The sequence below is a fragment of the Seonamhaeicola sp. ABD4_175 genome (genome assembly GCF_056160885.1).
On the sequence record NZ_JBSWYC010000001.1, the window covers coordinates 958,652 to 976,031 of the forward strand.

Consider the following 17,380-nt stretch of genomic DNA (forward strand, 5'->3'; position numbering starts at 1 on the left):
AATATGCCTTTTATTCCTGTAAAAACTCCAAAATTTTTAAAGCGAATGTTCCCAAAGTACATTTGGGACATTCCTTCTAAAAAAAAGGTATTATACTTAACTTTTGATGATGGCCCAACACCTATAGTTACACCATGGGTTTTAAACACATTGAAGCAATACCAAGCTAAAGCCACGTTTTTTTGTATTGGTAATAATATTGATAAACACCCTGAAATTTTTAAATCTGTTATTAGTGATGGCCACAGTATTGGCAACCATACCTATAACCATTTAAAAGGCTGGAAAACAAAAACAAGTTTATACATTGCAAATACTATAAAAGCACAAAAAAGCATAGATTTAAACAATACTACCGAAATTTTAAAACCCCAAAACAACCATTTATTTAGGCCACCCTACGGAAAAATTAAACGTTCGCAAGGTAAACAGCTGCAAAAATTAGGCTATAATATTGTTATGTGGGATATTTTATCTTTTGACTGGGATAAGAATACAACCAAAGAAAACTGCTTACAAAACATTATTAAAAAAGCTAAAACCGGTAGCATTATTGTATTTCATGATAGTGAAAAAGCTAAAGACAACATGATGTTTGCCTTACCTAAAGTTTTAGCACATTTTAGCAAAAAAGGCTATAATTTTAAAACAATAAATTGAGTAGTTCTTTTTATAAATTTTTGTCTGAATTTACTGGATTAGCCCGCGTTAGGGATTGCAGCAAACTACCGTGTAGTGCGAAAAGCCCGACCACGCCAAAAAGCGTGGTAACGCCCAAATAAAAAAAATTGGTTAAATATAGGTTTGTATAATACCTATTAGTGTGTTGGCATCTAACTCGCCACTTTGGCGCCATTTCATTTCGCCGTCTTTGTAAATTATTAATGTTGGAAGTGCTTTTACGCGGAGAGCTTCGGCTAGTTCTTCGTTTTTTTCAATATCAATTTTAATAACTTTAGCTTTATCTCCTAGGGCAGCGGCTACATCTCTTAACACCAATTGCATTGATGTTGATTGGTCATTCCAGTTTGTGTAAAATTCTAGTAACACCGGAATTTCTACATCTATAAGTTCCCCAAATTTTGACATACTATTTAGTATTAATTGGTAAAGTACTGTTTATACAGTAGTCTAATTTATTAAAAAAGTGCGAGATAGCACAATTTTAAACGTTTTTAGGCTGTTTTAACGCCTTTTTTTAATTCTATTACGGTTATTTCTGGCCAAATACCAACGCGTCCTGGAAATGCTAAGTAACCAAAACCACGGTTTACGTTAATATATTGCCCAAGTTCTTGGTAAATGCCTGCCCAATATTTGTAGCGCCATTTAACGGGACTCCATTTAAACCACCCTGGTATTTCTATACCAAATTGCATACCGTGGGTGTGCCCACTTAAGGTTAGGTGGTAGTGGTAATGGTCATTAATTACTTGCTGTTCCCAGTGTGATGGATCATGACTTAGCAGAATTTTAAAATCATTTTTATCAACCCCTGACGATGCCTTTTTTAAATCGCCCGCTTTTTTAAATCCGCCAGCGCCCCAGTTTTCAACACCTATTAAAGCTATTCGTTGTCCGTTTTTTTCAATAAATTTATGCTCATTAAGCAATAAGTTAAAGCCAATTTCTTTTTGCATATCTTTTAAATCTTGCAAGTTTTGTTTTTTGGCTTCTTTTGATGGCCATGTTACATAATCGCCATAATCATGATTTCCTAAAACCGAGTACAAACCATCTTTTGCTTTTAATTTACTAAAAGTATTTACGTATGGTTTCATTTCGCTAGCTGTATTATTTACCATATCGCCAGTAAACAATACAACATCGCTTTGCTGTTGGTTTATTAAATCTATTGCGTAGTTAACTTTTTCTGGATTATCAAAACTTCCGGAATGCACATCGCTAATTTGGGTAAGTTTAAAACCATCAAACGCCTCTGGTAAATCTTCAAAATACAGGGTATATTTTAGTACTTTAAAGTTGTACTTACCCTTATAAATTCCATAAAGAATAGATGCAAAAGGAATAGCTGCAATACCTAAAGCTACTTTTGAAATAAATGCTCTACGCGATGGCAAATAGTTGCCTTTAGCCTCGACTCCTTGTGTAAAAAATCGGTAAATAGCTTGTGGTACTCTAAAAATATCTTCAGCAAACATAACCAAAACCATTACCATTTTTGGCACTAAAAAAGCTATTAAAAAACCAAAGGCATAGGCTTGGGCATTCCCATAATCGGCTCTGTTTAAACCCCAAAATCTTATTATAAAATTACCCACTACCAATACCGTTAAAAGCCAATAAGCAGTTTGTAGCCATACATTTTTTGATATGGTTTTAAAGGCCTGAAATGCGTAAATATCAATTACAACAAACAATACAAAAAAAATACCCCAACGTAACATATTCTCAATTTTTATCAAAGATAATGGTAATATAAGCTAGAATATAAAAAGCTAGTTGTATTTAACGTATAGTTAAGATTTTTATAATAACACTTACTAAAACTAACTATGTTACATGATGGTTTACATGTAAGTTTTTGCTATTTTTGATTTTCTATCAAATTTCAAAAAATGTCAGACCAAAAACGTCTTTTTTTAGTAGATGCTTACGCCTTAATTTTCCGTGGGTATTATGCTTTTATAAAAAATCCAAGAATTAACTCAAAAGGCATCGATACGTCAGCCATTATGGGTTTTATGAACTCACTTTTAGATGTAATTAAACGCGAGCGTCCAGACCATTTAGCCGTATGTTTTGATAAAGGCGGAAGTGCCGACAGAGTTGAGATGTTTGAGGCTTACAAAGCGAATAGAGACGAAACGCCTGAAGCCATAAAAGTGGCTGTACCCTATATTCAAAACATTTTAAAAGCCATGCATATTCCTATTATGGTTAAGGAAGGCTACGAGGCCGACGACGTTATAGGAACCTTATCAAAACAAGCCGAAAAACAAGGGTATCAAACCTTTATGGTAACACCTGATAAGGATTTTGCGCAGTTAGTGTCTGAAAACATTTTTATGTATCGTCCAAAATCGTTTGGCGGCGGTTACGAAACTTGGGGCATTCCAGAAGTGCAAAAAAAGTTTGAAGTTGAAAACCCGTTACAGGTGATTGATTTCTTAGGAATGATGGGTGATGCCAGTGATAACATTCCAGGTTTACCTGGTGTTGGCGAAAAAACCGCAAAAAAATTCTTGAAAGCCTACGGAAGTATGGAAGGTTTATTTAAAAACATCCACGAGCTGAAAGGTAAAATGAAGGAAAAAGTTGAAGCTAACCAAGAATTAGGCTTACTTTCTAAAAAACTGGCTACCATAATGCTTGATGTTCCGGTAGAATTTGATGAAAAAGATTTTGAAATGTGCGACCCAGATATTGAAGCCGTAAAAACCATTTTTCAAGATTTAGAGTTTAGACGACTTACTGAAAACTTCTTAAAAACTTTTGCTGCTGAAGCTGAAGTCAAGGAAAGTATTTCAAAAACCACAGATACAACTGTTTCCCCTTCGGGGAAAATGTCCGCAGGACAAAAGGGGACTGCTGGCGCAGGACAATTTTCATTATTTGGTGGTGATGTTAATGAGCCTAATAACGAAACAAGTTCAGCATCACATACCCGAAAAACCACTGAAACCACAAGCCATTTTTACCAAAGCGTCGCTTCTGGTATGGCAACAAAACTTTTCATTAAAAATTTAATGAACCAAACTTCGGTGTGTTTTGATACCGAAACTACAGGTTTAAATCCGTTAACTGCCCAATTGGTTGGTATTGCATTTTCATGGAACGTTGGCAAAGGCTTTTATTTGCCCTTTCCAGAAGATAAAACCGAAGCGCAAGCTTTAATCGAGGAATTGCGTCCGTTTTTTGAAAGTGAAACCATTGAAAAAATTGGTCAGAATTTAAAATACGACATTAAAGTTTTAGCCAAATACAATATTGATGTAAAAGGCAAACTGTTCGACACCATGTTAGCGCATTACCTCATCAATCCAGATATGCGCCACAATATGGATGTATTGGCAGAAACCTATTTGAATTACACACCAATTTCTATTGAAACTTTAATTGGTAAAAAAGGAAAAAATCAGCTGTCAATGCGCGATGTTCCTTTAGAAAAACAAACCGAATACGCGGTTGAAGATGCCGACATCACGCTGCAACTAAAAGAACATTTTCAAAACGAATTAGGCGAAGCCAATACCCAAACCTTGTTTGATGACATTGAAATTCCGTTACTGCGCGTTTTAGCGGCTATGGAATTGGAAGGTATTAATTTAGACAAAGACTTTTTAGCATCACTCGCAGAGCAACTAAACAACGACATTGCCACACTTGAAAAGCGTATTTACGAAGCTGCTGGCGAAGAATTCAACATTGCTTCACCTAAACAATTGGGTGTTATTTTATTTGAAAAAATGAAACTGGTTGATAAACCTAAAAAGACTAAAACTGGGCAATATTCGACCGCAGAAGATGTATTGAGTTATTTGGCAAAAGACCACGAAATCATCCAAAATATTTTGGATTTTAGAGGCTTAAGCAAACTTAAAAGCACTTATGTTGATGCGTTACCGCTTCAGGTTGAAGAAGCCACAGGAAGAGTACACACTGATTACATGCAAACCGTTGCTGCTACTGGTCGTTTAAGTAGTAACAACCCTAATTTACAAAACATTCCTATTCGTACAGAACGTGGTCGTCAAGTGCGAAAGGCATTTATTCCGCGTAGCGAAGATTACACGCTTTTAGCTGCCGATTATTCTCAAATTGAATTACGCATTATCGCCGCATTAAGTGAAGAAGAAACCATGATTGAAGCCTTTAATAGCGGTGAAGATATTCACGCTTCAACTGCTGCAAAAGTTTTTAATGTGGCTATTGATGACGTTACGCGCGAACAACGTATCAACGCAAAAACCGTTAACTTCGGTATTATTTATGGTGTTTCTGCATTCGGTTTAAGTAACCAAACCGATTTATCGCGTAGTGAAGCGAAGGAATTAATTGACACCTATTACGAAACCTATCCGAAGTTGAAAAACTACATCAGCAAACAAGTTGATTTTGCACGCGATCATGGTTATGTGCAAACCGTTTTAGGCCGTCGCAGATATTTAAAAGATATCAATTCTAGAAATGCCGTAGTGCGTGGTGCTGCCGAACGTAATGCTGTAAATGCGCCAATTCAAGGTAGTGCTGCAGACATCATTAAACTTGCCATGATTAATATTTACAAAAAATTAGAGGCCGGTAATTACAAAACAAAAATGCTACTACAAGTACATGATGAATTGGTATTTGACGTTTACAAACCAGAATTGGATGAGATTTCAAAACTAATTAAAACCGAAATGGAAAATGCTTATAAATTGTCAGTTCCTTTAGATGTTGAAATTGGTCTTGGCAATAATTGGCTGGAAGCGCATTAAAATTTGAATGTTTGCTAAATGAAACTTGACAAATTTGTAATTGCTATTATTATAGCGGTAGCAGTAGCGTATTTTTACCCTGAAGCTGTTAAGGTTTTACCTTTAAATACTATTTCTAGTATTGGGGTTTCTTTAATTTTCTTTTTCTACGGACTTAAGTTAAATCTAACACAAATAAAAGATGGTTTAAAAAACTGGAAATTACATTTACTTATTCAAGTGAGTACTTTTTTAGTGTTTCCGTTAGTTGTGCTTTGTGCTTTACCCTTAATACCTGAATCATCAAAAAACTTATGGTTAGCTTTTTTATTTTTAGCCGCTTTACCTTCAACAGTGTCATCATCTGTAGTAATGGTTTCTATTGCAAAAGGCAATATACCTGCCGCTATTTTTAACGCTAGCATTTCTGGTTTAATAGGTATTGTAATTACCCCTATTTGGATGGGATTATTTTTAAACAACGCCAGTACAGATTATAACCTCACAGATGTTTACCAAAAACTACTTTTAGAAATTTTGGCTCCTGTTTTTTTGGGACTCATTTTTAACAAATACTTAGGCGCATTTGCTCAAAAACATAAAAACTACCTTACATTGTTTGATAAGAGTATCATTTTAATAATAATTTACAAAAGTTTCTCTAAATCATTCTTAGATGGTATTTTTAATAATCTTACAATTATAGAATTACTGCTTATTTTATGTGTTTCTGTTGCGTTATTTTTTATTGTTTTCCAAGTCATTAAATTCATTTCAAAAACGCTAAACTTTTCAATTGAAGACCAAATTACAGCACAATTTTGTGGCACCAAAAAATCGTTGGTACACGGTACGGTGTTTTCTAAAATACTATTTCAAAACGCCTCATTTTTAGGTATTATTTTACTTCCTATTATGCTATTTCATGCTTTTCAAATTTTAGCTACTAGCGTTATGGCTTCCAAATATGCCAAACGTTAAATTAAGTAAGTTTTTGCATTGTTTACCGACATTCTACAAGGCATACTAAAAAATTGCATAAACAACTATGAAACACTTTTTCATAAAAACAACAGCTATTATCATTTTATTTTCTAGCTGTCAGCCTGATGAGTTAAACCTATTTAACCCAAATGCTTCAAGAATACCTCAAGAGGTAAACACAAATGTTGTTTTTGCAGATCCAAATTTGGCGCAAGAGGCCAAAGATTTGCATTTAAGATTGCAGCTTATAACCCAAAAAGGCATTGCATTTGGCCAACAGGGTGCCATTGGCGGCGGTGTTAATTTCTTTGATTTTGAATCTCTTGAAAGTGACTTTAGCCGTGTTGCCGGAGATTGGCCCGCCGTAATAGGTTTTGATCTTGAACAATTAGAACTATGGGATCCCTTAAACCCTAATCCTGATGTTAATGACTTTAGGAAAGACCTTATTAAAAAAGCACATAATAACGGCAGCATTATAACTTTAAGCTGGCATACAGCTAACCCTGTAACGAAAAAAAATTCTTTTGACACCACAAAAGCAGTAAGTCAAATGCTTGAAGGTGGTAGCCTAAGACCCGAATTTTTACTTTATTTGAAGCGTATTGCATTTTTTTTAAATAGTTTGAAAGATGAAAAGGGCAAGCCAATACCGGTTTTATTTAGGCCATGGCATGAAATGAATGGTAATTTCTTTTTTTGGGGAGAAGCTTTTAGATCTACTGAAGCATACAAGCAACTATTTAGAGATACTGTTAACATTCTTTCAAATACGTATAATGTTCACAATGTACTTTATATATATTCGCCTAATACTGTTAGAAACTCTTCAGAATATTTAAAAAATTATCCTGGTGATAGTTATGTAGATATACTAGGCATTGATGTTTACCACCATAAAAACACTAATTTTATTAATAACACCATTAGAAACCTAGATATTGTTGAAAATATTGCCAAAGAAAAACATATGCTTTTTGCACTAACCGAAACGGGCTTAGAGAATGTAACTCAGCCTGATTGGTGGACACAGCAACTGTACAAAGGCATAAAAAGTAGCAGCATTACATATGCTTTAATTTGGCGTAACGCCACAAAAAATCATTTTTATGCGCCATACCAAGGACATTTTTCTGAAGATGATTTTAAAGCGTTTGTATCAAAAGATATTATTTTACTCCATAACGATATTCAAATAGATTAAATAAATTATAGCATAAAAAAAGCAGGATTTAGTCCTGCTTTTTTATTTATATATTGCATCTATTATGCCGTTTGCATTTCGTGCTTGCCTTCATAGATTTCTTCTACTAACTTAGCGTTAAATGCTGGTAAATCTTTAGGTGAACGACTTGTTACTAAACCTTCGTCTACAACAACTTCTTCATCTAACCAATGCGCTCCTGCATTTTCAATATCGGTTTTAATTGAATTGTATGATGTTACTTTTCGTCCTTTTAAAACATCTGCTTCAGCTAACAACCATGGTGCATGACAAATTGCTGCTACAGGTTTCTTGTTTTCAAAAAACGACTTTACAAAATTTACAGCCTTACCATTTCGTCTTAAAATATCAGGATTAATGACACCTCCTGGTAGCATTAAAGCATTATAACTACTCTGCGATACTTGATCTAGAGTTTTGTCTACCTTGTAAGCATTACTCCAATTTCCGTTATCCCAACCTTTAATTTCGCCAGTTTTTAAAGACACAATATGCACATCTGCTCCTGCCTCTTCTAACGCTTTTTTAGGTTCTCTTAATTCACTTTCTTCAAAGCCATCGGTTGCTAAAATTGCAACGGTCTTTTTTTCTAAATTTTCCATTTTCATTTGTGATTTTTGGGTTAATAATTCTCCATTCAAACTAACAGATATATTAACCATAACCAAAAAATGAGAGTGGATTAACCTAGACTTAACAGCTATTGTTAAGGAATCTTAAATACTTATGAATTAACGTTTCTTCTTTTTACTTCGGAATTTAGCCTTATTTTTTCGCTGGTTAAAAGGCACAGCATCGTTAAAGGTATTTTTAGTTTTACCAGGTTTGTTTTTACGCCATTTTTCATCTTTTTTAGGCAGTAAAACATCAAGTAAATCTTGGCGACCAAGTTTATTAAGCGTATTTTTTATCCACGCTTTGTTTTCATCTTTATACCAAAAGAAAAAACGGTGTTGCTCATCTTTTTCTTTTCTGGTTTTAGGTGTATTTACCTTTTGAAGTGTGTACGGATGGTAACCACTGTAATAAATCACCGTTGCAACCGTCATTGGTGTTGGCGTAAACCCTTGTACTTGCTCAAGCTGAAAGCCCATATCTTTAGTTTCAGCCGCTAAATTAGCCATATCTTCGGCTTCACAAGCTGGATGATTTGATATGAAATATGGAATTAACTGTAAGTTCAGTTTATTCTTAATATTGATTTTATCAAAACGTTCTTTAAACTTATGAAAGTAGCTAAACGATGGTTTTCGCATTAACTTCAACACCGGATCACTAGTATGTTCTGGTGCTACTTTAAGGCGACCAGAAACGTGTTTGGTCATTACTTCTTCGGTATAATCGTCTAACTCTTTAGGATCTGCGTTTTTATTGAATTCTGGTACCAACATATCGTGTCTAATTCCAGAACCGATAAATGATTTTTTCACCTTCGGATGACTATCAACCGCTTGATATAATTCGGTTAACGGTTTATGAGACGTATCTAAATTGCTACAAATTACTGGCGAAATACAACTTGGTGCTACACATTTATCGCAAATAGATTGTACTTTACCTTTCATTTGGTACATGTTTGCACTTGGTCCGCCAATATCAGATAAATAGCCTTTAAAATCTGGCATATTCGCCACTTTATCAACTTCCTTTAAAATAGATTCTTTACTACGACTCGCTATAAATTTTCCTTGATGTGCCGAAATGGTACAAAAACTACAACCACCAAAACATCCACGATGAATGTTTATAGATGTTTTTATCATCTCGTAAGCAGGAATTGGTCCACGCTTATTGTATTTTGGATGCGGTAAACGCGTGTAAGGCAAATCGAAAGAGGCATCAATTTCAGCTTCCGTCATTGTAGGATAAGGCGGATTTATCATCAATATCTTATTACCTACTTTTTGGAAAATTCGTCTTGCAGCTAACTTATTTGATTCTTGTTCTATAATCTTAAAATTGGACGCGTAAGCCTTTTTATCCTTTAAACAAGTTTCGTGTGAAGCGATTTCAACATCTTCCCAATTTTTATTTTTCGGTATATCATTTTCATCATTAATAAGAATCGCGGTTTGGTTTACCGTATTAATACTATTAAAAGGAACACCACGTTCTAGTAAACGTACAATTTCACGTAATGGTTGCTCACCCATGCCGTACACCAACATATCTGCTTTAGAGGTTTCTAAAATAGTTGGCATTAATTGGTCGCTCCAATAATCGTAATGCGTCACACGACGTAATGAGCCTTCAATACCACCAATTAAAACTGGTGTATCTGGCCATTTTTCTTTTAAAATCTTACTGTAAACGGTTGATGCGTAATCTGGTCTAAAACCTATTTCGCCATTTGGTGTATATGCATCTTTATCGCGACGCTTTTTATTGGCGTTGTAGTTGCTAATCATAGGATCCATACAACCACCTGTTACACCAAAGAATAATCGTGGTTTTCCTAATTTTACAAAATCTTGAAGGTTATCGTTTACATTGGGTTGTGGCACGATAGCCACTTTAAGCCCGAAACTTTCTAGCAATCGCCCAATTACTGCTGGACCGAAGGTTGGATGATCTACATAGGCGTCTCCGCTAAATAGGATAACGTCTAGTTCTTCCCATCCGCGAATTTTTACCTCTTTATTTGTGGTAGGTAACCAACTAGAAAGTCTTAATTCTTCTTGCATAACGCTGCAAAAATACTCAAAAATTGATTGCTTAAATACTTTCCAACAAATTATCTTGTAAGTTAAAAAGAGTCTTTCTTGTTAAAACCCAAAGAAAATCAATAATTTATAGCTTATTCTAGTATGCCAAAATAACTTCACATACTATTTGGTAATCAAATAATTAATCGTAAATTTGCAAACTCTTTTTGAGAGAGGAATGTTTAATAAATAAAATTAATTAGTGTGGACACATTAAGCTACAAAACTATTTCAGCAAACAAAGCAACTGTAGATAAGCAGTGGGTTTTAGTTGATGCTGAAGGTCAGACGCTTGGTCGTTTAGCTTCTAAAGTTGCAAAACTTTTAAGAGGTAAACACAAGCCAAACTTCACACCACACGTTGATTGCGGTGACAACGTAATTGTTGTTAATGCTGAAAAAATCAACTTAACAGGAAACAAGTGGACAGATAAATCTTATATCCGTCACACAGGTTACCCAGGTGGACAAAGAAGTTTAACTGCTACTGAAATGTTTGGTAAAAACCCAACAAGATTAGTAGAAAAATCAGTAAAAGGAATGCTTCCTAAAAACAAATTAGGTGCAGCAATTTTCCGTAATCTTACAGTTGTTGTAGGTACAGAGCACAAACACGAAGCTCAAAAACCTAAAGCAATTAACTTAAACGAATTTAAATAATGGACGTAATTCACAAAATTGGCCGTAGAAAGACGGCTGTTGCTCGTGTGTATGTTGCCCAAGGACAAGGGAACATAACCGTAAACAAAAAAGACTTAGCGGATTACTTTACTACTGCTACTTTACAGTACAAAGTAAAGCAACCATTAGCTTTGACTAACAATGATGGCAACTTTGATATTACAGTTAATGTATATGGAGGTGGCATTACTGGTCAAGCTGAAGCTGTTCGTTTAGCCGTTTCTCGTGCTTTATGCGAGGTGGACGCTGAAAACAGAGCTATCTTAAAACCAGAAGGTTTATTAACTAGAGATCCAAGAATGGTAGAGCGTAAAAAATTCGGTCAGAAGAAAGCGCGTAAGAAATTCCAGTTCTCTAAACGTTAATATCCAGAACTTGATTCAGAACATATGTTTCACAAAATTCTGCATCAATTTCAAAATCAATTATTATTTAATTTCTGATATATTTTCAGATAAAACAAAAAAACAGTTATTGTTGTTCCTAGCCTAAAAAGCAGGACTTAGTTTAGCATCTAAATGAAGCCAACAGCCAATAGCAACAAGCTAAAAGCCCAATGGAACATTGCTAATTCAACAGAACGTAAACTATTACAAAAATGGCAGTAGAAGTAAAAGAATTACTTGAAGCAGGTGTACATTTTGGGCACCTTACACGTAAGTGGGACCCAAATATGGCTCCTTACGTATACATGGAGCGTAACGGCATTCATATTATAAACCTTTATAAAACCGCAGCTAAAATTGAAGAAGCAAACGCTGCACTAGCAAAAATTGCTGCTTCTGGAAGAAAAATATTATTTGTTGCAACTAAAAAGCAAGCAAAAGATATTGTTGCTGAAAAAGCTAGCGCTGTAAACATGCCTTACATCACTGAAAGATGGCCAGGTGGTATGTTAACAAACTTTGTTACTATTAGAAAAGCAGTTAAAAAAATGGCTGCTATTGATAGAATGAAGAAAGACGGTACTTTTAACACACTTTCTAAAAAAGAACGTTTACAAGTAGACCGTTTAAGAGCTAAGTTAGAAAAAAACTTAGGTTCAATTAGTGACATGACACGTTTACCAGGTGCACTTTTTGTTATAGACATAAAACGTGAGCATATTGCAATTAAAGAAGCTCAAAAATTAAACATTCCTATTTTTGCAATGGTTGATACCAACTCTGACCCACGTCAAGTTGATTATGTAATACCAGCAAATGATGATGCTTCTAAATCAATTGACAAAGTTTTATCGCATGTAACAGCAGCTGTTGCCGGTGGTTTAGCAGAGCGTAAAGCAGAAAAAGAAGCTGCAGCAGAAGGTGCTTCAAAAGCAAAAGCTGCTCCTACTAAAAAAGTAGCCGCAGAGGAAGAAGAATAATAACATTTACACAACACAAATAAGTCGTTTAGTTCTTTTCTTTGCAGAAATAAATTGAACGACTTTTTTAAATTATAATAATTACTATGAGTACTACAGTAAAAGTAACAGCCGCTGAAGTTAACAAACTAAGAAAGGCTACAGGTGCAGGAATGATGGACTGCAAAAAAGCTTTAGTTGAAGCCGAAGGTGATTTTGATAAAGCTATTGAAGTTTTACGTAAAAAAGGACAAAAAGTTGCTGCTAAAAGAGCAGACCGTGAATCTAGTGAAGGTGCTGCTGTAGCAAAAGTAAACGCAGATAACACTGTTGGCGTTGCCATTGTTTTAGGTTGTGAAACTGACTTTGTTGGTAAAAACGAAAACTTTTTAGCACTTGCTAACCAATTAGGAGAACTTGCTTTAAACTGTGCTACTAAAGAAGAATTTTTAGCCGCAGATTTTGAAGGTATGACTGTTGCTGATAAATTAGTTGAACAAACAGGTGTTATTGGTGAAAAATTAGACATCAATGCTTTTGAAAAAGTTGAAGCCGCTTACGTTGGTTCATACGTACACATTAATAAAATTGCTGCTGTTGTTGGTTTTTCTAAAGTAGTTGATAATATTGAAACTTTAGCTAAAGACGTAGCAATGCAAATTGCATCAATGGGTGCCACTACACTATCTTACAAAGATTTTGATCCTGCATATGTTGCTTCTGAAACTGAAGCTAGAATTGCAGCTATTGAAAAAGATAACGAAGAGTTAGAGCGTTTAGGTAAAACACTTAAAAACGTACCAAAATATATTTCTCAATTACAATTAACTCCTGAAGCGTTAGCACAAGCTGAGGAAGATGCTAAAGCTGAATTAAAAGCTGAAGGTAAGCCAGAACAAATTTGGGACAAAATTTTACCAGGTAAAATGCAACGTTTTATCTCTGATAACACTACTCTAGACCAAGAACAATGTTTATTAAACCAAAACTTTATTAAAGATGAAAAAGTATCGGTTGAAAAATACGTTGCTTCTTACGGTGAGGTTGAAATTTCAGGATTTAAACGTGTTACTTTAGGGTAATTAACATAAATAAATTTTAAAAAAGCGGAATCATTACACTTTGATTCCGCTTTTTTTATGCTTTAAAATATGTTTCAATAATTCTGTGTAAAATCTATTTGTATATTTGCACAACCTCATAAACAATGTAATGAAATACAAAAGAATACTTCTAAAACTATCTGGCGAAGCTTTAATGGGAAACCGCCAATACGGAATTGACCCTGAACGCTTAGCAGAATACGCACAAGACATTAAAAAAATTACAGATAAAGGTGTTGAAGTAGCCATAGTAATTGGTGGTGGTAATATTTTTAGAGGTGTTGCTGGTGCTAGTAATGGTATGGACAGAGTACAAGGAGACCACATGGGCATGCTTGCTACAGTTATTAACGGCTTAGCACTACAAAGCGCTTTAGAAGATGCTGGCCTACCTACCAGATTACAAACAGCTATTAAAATTAACGAAGTTGCAGAACCTTTTATAAGAAGAAAAGCAATGAGACACCTAGAAAAAAAGCGCGTCGTTATTTTTGGTGGTGGCACAGGAAACCCATACTTTACCACAGATTCTGCAGCTGTTTTAAGAGCTATTGAAATTGAAGCTGATGTTATTTTAAAAGGCACACGTGTTGATGGTATTTACACTGCAGACCCAGAAAAAGATAAGGAGGCTATTAAATTCAACTCTATTTCTTTTGATGAAGTTCTAAGCAAAGGCTTAAAAGTTATGGATACAACAGCATTCACACTAAGTCAAGAAAATCAACTACCAATTATTGTTTTTGATATGAATAAAAAAGGAAATTTATTAAAAGTAGTATCAGGTGAAGCAATAGGCACCGTAGTTAACGTATAAATTTGGCGCAATTTTTGAACTATTTCGCTTTAAAAAATTAATACTAATGAACGAAGACATACAATTTATATTAGACAGCACTAAAGAATCTATGGATAGTGCTATTAAACACTTAGAAAAACAACTAGTAAACATTAGAGCTGGTAAAGCAAGCCCTGCCATGTTAGGCAGCGTAATGGTAGATTATTACGGCTCTCAAACACCACTAAACCAGGTAGCAAACGTAAACACACCTGATGGTAGAACCATTACTGTGCAACCATGGGAGAAAGCCATGTTACAAGAAATTGAAAGAGGCATTATGTTGGCTAATTTAGGTTTTAACCCTATGAATAACGGCGAAACCATTATAATTAATGTTCCACCATTAACCGAAGAGCGCAGAAAAGACCTTGCTAAACAAGCTAAAGCTGAAGCAGAAGATGCTAAAATTGGTATTAGAAATGCTAGAAAAGAGGCTAATAATGATATTAAAAAATTAGAAGAAGCCTCTGAAGACCAAAAAGCAAATGCTGAAATTGATATACAAGAAATGACAGATTCTTACGTTAAAAAGGTTGATAGTATTTTCAATAACAAAGAAAAAGAAATAATGACCGTTTAAAAACAACAAAAAAAAGCGGTTTTAAAAACCGCTTTTTTTCTTCTTAATTTTAATCACTTTAATTAATATATGTTAAAACATTGTTTATTATGCATTGCAATAGTTTGTTTTAACATAATTAATGCACAAACTTCTCTGGGTGAAAATACAACTGTTGAACAAGACAGCACAAAAAAAGCCTTTTTTTTAAAAAACTTAGGAAACGGCTACTTACCAACAAAATATTTTAATTTCGATTTAAGATATCTTATAAAATTTAATCAATACGAAGGCATAAGAACTGGTATTGGAGGTGTTACAAACAAGGCTTTTTCAAAAAATTTTAGAGTTAATGGTTATACCGTTTACGGGTTTAATGACCACCGGTTTAAGTTTAGCATTGGCGGCGGCTATAAAATTGCGCCAAAAACCAATACTTGGCTAAACATTTCTTACACTGATGATGTACAAGAAACAGGAAGCACCAAATTTTTAACTGACGGACGTTTTTTTCAGTTTTTTGAACCTAGATTATTAAATATAGATTTGTTTCATAAGCACATTACAAAAGCAGTAAATTTAGAACATCAGTTATTTAATAAATTAACATCTGAGGTTGAATTTTCGGTTAGTAAAATTAAACCAACCTACAGTTATAGCTATAATTTAAATAATACAAGCTTAACAAATTTTAGACTTACAATGGCTAAAGCATCCTTTCAATGGAGCCCTTTTAGTAGTTTTAATAGTGAAAATGATTTTGCCGAAACCGTTGTTGGATACCCAAAGTTTTCTCTTCAATATTCAAAAAGTTTAAAAAACACCTTTGATAGTGATTTTAGCTTTTCAAAAATAGATTTTAGAGCATTACACAAGCTATTTGTTACAGATTATGATAGTTTTTCTGAAATTACGCTGGTTGCTGGTTTAGCCAATGGCAATGTGCCAATAACACATATGTACCACGCTTACCCAAATAATATTACAAAACAAACTATTATGCAACGCTTCTCGGTAGCCGGTTTAAATAGTTTTGAAACTATGTATTTTAATGAGTTTTTTTCTGATAAATTTACAACCCTTCAGTTTAAACATTTTTTAAAACCTTTTGATGTTTATAAGCGTAATAACCCACAACTAGTTTTAATTACTAGGTTTGCTCTTGGTAATATGGAGCAACCTGAAAAACATGAAAACATACGTTTTAATACTTTAGATAAAGGGTATTTAGAATCTGGTTTTGAAATAAACAAACTCTTGTTTGGTTTTGGTCTCAGTTTTACCTACCGCTATGGGTATTATCACTTACCGTCTTTTACAGACAATGTAGCCTTTAAATTCACTTTCAATATTACCATGTAAGTATTTTACATAAGCTTCTGTTTTTAAAAAAAGCGCAATTACATTTAGGTTAAATTTTAATAACATTTAGCAAACAGTAAATATATTTTTGGAAAATATATTTGTAATCCCCTCAAATCTATTTATAACCTAACCTGTAATTATGATTAAAAATCTACTATTTCTTTTATTGTGTTTAAGCCTCTACACAACAAATTCTTTTGGTGTTAACAGTCACACAGACCCTGAACACAAGCTGCGTGTAAAAGTTGCTATGCTTTTAAATGAACCTAACTTTTTTCTAGAAAAAGATGTAAAAGTTGTTATTAGGTTTGAAATTAACAACAAAGAGAGAATTAATGTACTTAACATACAGCCACAACAACCAAAAATAATTAACTACGTTAAAGCTAGACTTAATAACAAGAAAGTAAAACTTGAAACTAACCGAAGATTATTTACTGCTGCGGTTGTGCTTAAAAAAACTAATGATTCTTGGTAAGGTTGAAACTATTAGAAGAAATCTTCATAACTATGTATAGATTTCATAATGCTTTCATAAAACAAAACAGCGGCCACAAGTTTGCTTGTATCGGCATATGGTAACAATACTTTTTCAAATTCTACTGTGCCTTTTAAGTAGTTTTTGGTGTTTTCATGTTGCTCTTCTAATTGTTTTTTATTGTCGTTACTTGTAGGTATTCCTAAAGTTTCCATGGTTACACCTGGTTTTGTTGCAAATGCTACATAAGGAATTATTTGGGTTAAGGCTTCAACACGCTCCATGTACAAGTTTAAAATTTCGCCTTTAGGCATATTTTTTAAATCTTCGGCATTATGGTATTTCTCAATTGTAACCTTATTTTTAATAAAACTTAGAGGTCCGTGTTTTTTTTGAGCAAAAGAGGTTAAAGTAAATAACAAGCAAAATATGCTTAATAAAGTAATTTTAGTTTTCATGATTGGGGTATTTTAGTTTGTGCCTACTCTTAAGCTTTTCGGCTATCGCTGTATAATATCTATACCAAATTGTGTGCCAAAAAATTAATATGCTTGTTTTCAAATAGTTAAACACACCTTCAACATTCATTTTAATTGAAAATTTATGTTTAGTTGTATACACTTTATAATTTTCTTCAGAAAAAAAACAATCTGAAACATTTAACCTAACAT

Annotated in this window: 17 protein-coding genes; 12 read left to right on the plus strand and 5 right to left on the minus strand. The window is 33.9% G+C overall.

Going from position 1 to position 17,380, the window contains the following annotated elements:
* The first annotated feature begins 45 nt into the window (after window positions 1-45).
* Complete coding sequence (locus ACXAG4_RS03845; protein ID WP_475294750.1) at window positions 46-660, plus strand: polysaccharide deacetylase family protein; 615 nt, start codon at window positions 46-48, stop codon at window positions 658-660.
* 132 nt (window positions 661-792) lie between these two features.
* On the opposite strand, the gene ACXAG4_RS03850 is transcribed toward ACXAG4_RS03845, so the two are convergent.
* Window positions 793-1,089: a thioredoxin family protein gene (locus ACXAG4_RS03850; RefSeq protein WP_475294751.1), complete on the minus strand. Its 297-nt coding sequence runs from the start codon at window positions 1,087-1,089 to the stop codon at window positions 793-795.
* Between the two features lie 86 nt (window positions 1,090-1,175).
* A complete protein-coding gene (locus tag ACXAG4_RS03855) occupies window positions 1,176-2,408 on the minus strand; it encodes a metallophosphoesterase (protein ID WP_475294752.1) in 1,233 nt (410 codons plus the stop codon).
* 171 nt (window positions 2,409-2,579) lie between these two features.
* On the opposite strand from ACXAG4_RS03855, the gene polA reads away from it, so the two are divergent.
* From polA to ACXAG4_RS03870, 3 genes are all read left to right on the plus strand, one after another.
* Window positions 2,580-5,444 (plus strand): DNA polymerase I, encoded by a 2,865-nt coding sequence (polA, locus tag ACXAG4_RS03860; RefSeq protein WP_475294753.1) that lies wholly within the window; start codon window positions 2,580-2,582, stop codon window positions 5,442-5,444.
* Window positions 5,445-5,462: 18 nt separating this feature from the next.
* Window positions 5,463-6,404: a bile acid:sodium symporter family protein gene (locus ACXAG4_RS03865; RefSeq protein ID WP_475294754.1), complete on the plus strand. Its 942-nt coding sequence runs from the start codon at window positions 5,463-5,465 to the stop codon at window positions 6,402-6,404.
* A gap of 67 nt (window positions 6,405-6,471) precedes the next feature.
* A complete protein-coding gene (locus ACXAG4_RS03870) occupies window positions 6,472-7,611 on the plus strand; it encodes a glycoside hydrolase family 26 protein (RefSeq protein WP_475294755.1) in 1,140 nt (379 codons plus the stop codon).
* A 62-nt stretch (window positions 7,612-7,673) separates the two neighbouring features.
* On the opposite strand, the gene ACXAG4_RS03875 is transcribed toward ACXAG4_RS03870, so the two are convergent.
* Both ACXAG4_RS03875 and ACXAG4_RS03880 read right to left on the minus strand, forming a co-directional pair.
* A complete protein-coding gene (locus ACXAG4_RS03875; RefSeq protein WP_475294756.1) occupies window positions 7,674-8,234 on the minus strand; it encodes a type 1 glutamine amidotransferase domain-containing protein in 561 nt (186 codons plus the stop codon).
* Between the two features lie 129 nt (window positions 8,235-8,363).
* Entirely contained in the window at window positions 8,364-10,316 is a 1,953-nt protein-coding gene (locus tag ACXAG4_RS03880; protein ID WP_475294757.1) for a YgiQ family radical SAM protein, read from the minus strand.
* Between the two features lie 225 nt (window positions 10,317-10,541).
* Here ACXAG4_RS03880 and rplM point away from each other — a divergent pair, with 225 nt between their 5' ends.
* From rplM to ACXAG4_RS03920, 8 genes are all read left to right on the plus strand, one after another.
* Window positions 10,542-10,997, plus strand: a complete 456-nt coding sequence (gene rplM, locus ACXAG4_RS03885; RefSeq protein ID WP_147131159.1) for a 50S ribosomal protein L13 — start codon at window positions 10,542-10,544, stop codon at window positions 10,995-10,997.
* Window positions 10,997-11,383 (plus strand): 30S ribosomal protein S9, encoded by a 387-nt coding sequence (rpsI, locus tag ACXAG4_RS03890; protein WP_147131162.1) that lies wholly within the window; start codon window positions 10,997-10,999, stop codon window positions 11,381-11,383. Before rplM ends, rpsI begins: the two co-directional genes overlap by 1 nt.
* Before the next feature lie 233 nt (window positions 11,384-11,616).
* Window positions 11,617-12,384 carry a 30S ribosomal protein S2 gene (rpsB, locus tag ACXAG4_RS03895; RefSeq protein ID WP_475294758.1) on the plus strand — a complete coding sequence of 256 codons (768 nt, stop codon included), beginning with the start codon at window positions 11,617-11,619 and terminating at the stop codon, window positions 12,382-12,384.
* 86 nt (window positions 12,385-12,470) lie between these two features.
* Entirely contained in the window at window positions 12,471-13,445 is a 975-nt protein-coding gene (gene tsf, locus ACXAG4_RS03900) for a translation elongation factor Ts (RefSeq protein ID WP_475294759.1), read from the plus strand.
* A 130-nt stretch (window positions 13,446-13,575) separates the two neighbouring features.
* On the plus strand, window positions 13,576-14,283 hold the full coding sequence (gene pyrH / locus ACXAG4_RS03905) for a UMP kinase (RefSeq protein ID WP_475294760.1): 708 nt from the start codon (window positions 13,576-13,578) through the stop codon (window positions 14,281-14,283).
* A gap of 46 nt (window positions 14,284-14,329) precedes the next feature.
* Window positions 14,330-14,887 carry a ribosome recycling factor gene (gene frr, locus ACXAG4_RS03910; RefSeq protein WP_475294761.1) on the plus strand — a complete coding sequence of 186 codons (558 nt, stop codon included), beginning with the start codon at window positions 14,330-14,332 and terminating at the stop codon, window positions 14,885-14,887.
* A 69-nt stretch (window positions 14,888-14,956) separates the two neighbouring features.
* Window positions 14,957-16,228 (plus strand): hypothetical protein, encoded by a 1,272-nt coding sequence (locus ACXAG4_RS03915; RefSeq protein ID WP_475294762.1) that lies wholly within the window; start codon window positions 14,957-14,959, stop codon window positions 16,226-16,228.
* A 142-nt stretch (window positions 16,229-16,370) separates the two neighbouring features.
* On the plus strand, window positions 16,371-16,709 hold the full coding sequence (locus ACXAG4_RS03920; protein ID WP_475294763.1) for a hypothetical protein: 339 nt from the start codon (window positions 16,371-16,373) through the stop codon (window positions 16,707-16,709).
* 11 nt (window positions 16,710-16,720) lie between these two features.
* Here ACXAG4_RS03920 and ACXAG4_RS03925 read toward each other — a convergent pair whose 3' ends face one another.
* Complete coding sequence (locus ACXAG4_RS03925; protein WP_475294764.1) at window positions 16,721-17,167, minus strand: hypothetical protein; 447 nt, start codon at window positions 17,165-17,167, stop codon at window positions 16,721-16,723.
* Between the last annotated feature and the right edge of the window lie 213 nt (window positions 17,168-17,380).

Coding starts and splice junctions, on each gene's coding strand:
- ACXAG4_RS03845 (WP_475294750.1), top strand. CDS start 46: ATGTTCCCAAAGTACATTTGGGACATTCCTTCTAAAAAAAAGGTATTA.
- ACXAG4_RS03850 (WP_475294751.1), bottom strand. CDS start 1,089: ATGTCAAAATTTGGGGAACTTATAGATGTAGAAATTCCGGTGTTACTA.
- ACXAG4_RS03855 (WP_475294752.1), bottom strand. CDS start 2,408: ATGTTACGTTGGGGTATTTTTTTTGTATTGTTTGTTGTAATTGATATT.
- polA (WP_475294753.1), top strand. CDS start 2,580: ATGTCAGACCAAAAACGTCTTTTTTTAGTAGATGCTTACGCCTTAATT.
- ACXAG4_RS03865 (WP_475294754.1), top strand. CDS start 5,463: ATGAAACTTGACAAATTTGTAATTGCTATTATTATAGCGGTAGCAGTA.
- ACXAG4_RS03870 (WP_475294755.1), top strand. CDS start 6,472: ATGAAACACTTTTTCATAAAAACAACAGCTATTATCATTTTATTTTCT.
- ACXAG4_RS03875 (WP_475294756.1), bottom strand. CDS start 8,234: ATGGAAAATTTAGAAAAAAAGACCGTTGCAATTTTAGCAACCGATGGC.
- ACXAG4_RS03880 (WP_475294757.1), bottom strand. CDS start 10,316: ATGCAAGAAGAATTAAGACTTTCTAGTTGGTTACCTACCACAAATAAA.
- rpsI (WP_147131162.1), top strand. CDS start 10,997: ATGGACGTAATTCACAAAATTGGCCGTAGAAAGACGGCTGTTGCTCGT.
- rpsB (WP_475294758.1), top strand. CDS start 11,617: ATGGCAGTAGAAGTAAAAGAATTACTTGAAGCAGGTGTACATTTTGGG.
- tsf (WP_475294759.1), top strand. CDS start 12,471: ATGAGTACTACAGTAAAAGTAACAGCCGCTGAAGTTAACAAACTAAGA.
- pyrH (WP_475294760.1), top strand. CDS start 13,576: ATGAAATACAAAAGAATACTTCTAAAACTATCTGGCGAAGCTTTAATG.
- frr (WP_475294761.1), top strand. CDS start 14,330: ATGAACGAAGACATACAATTTATATTAGACAGCACTAAAGAATCTATG.
- ACXAG4_RS03915 (WP_475294762.1), top strand. CDS start 14,957: ATGTTAAAACATTGTTTATTATGCATTGCAATAGTTTGTTTTAACATA.
- ACXAG4_RS03920 (WP_475294763.1), top strand. CDS start 16,371: ATGATTAAAAATCTACTATTTCTTTTATTGTGTTTAAGCCTCTACACA.
- ACXAG4_RS03925 (WP_475294764.1), bottom strand. CDS start 17,167: ATGAAAACTAAAATTACTTTATTAAGCATATTTTGCTTGTTATTTACT.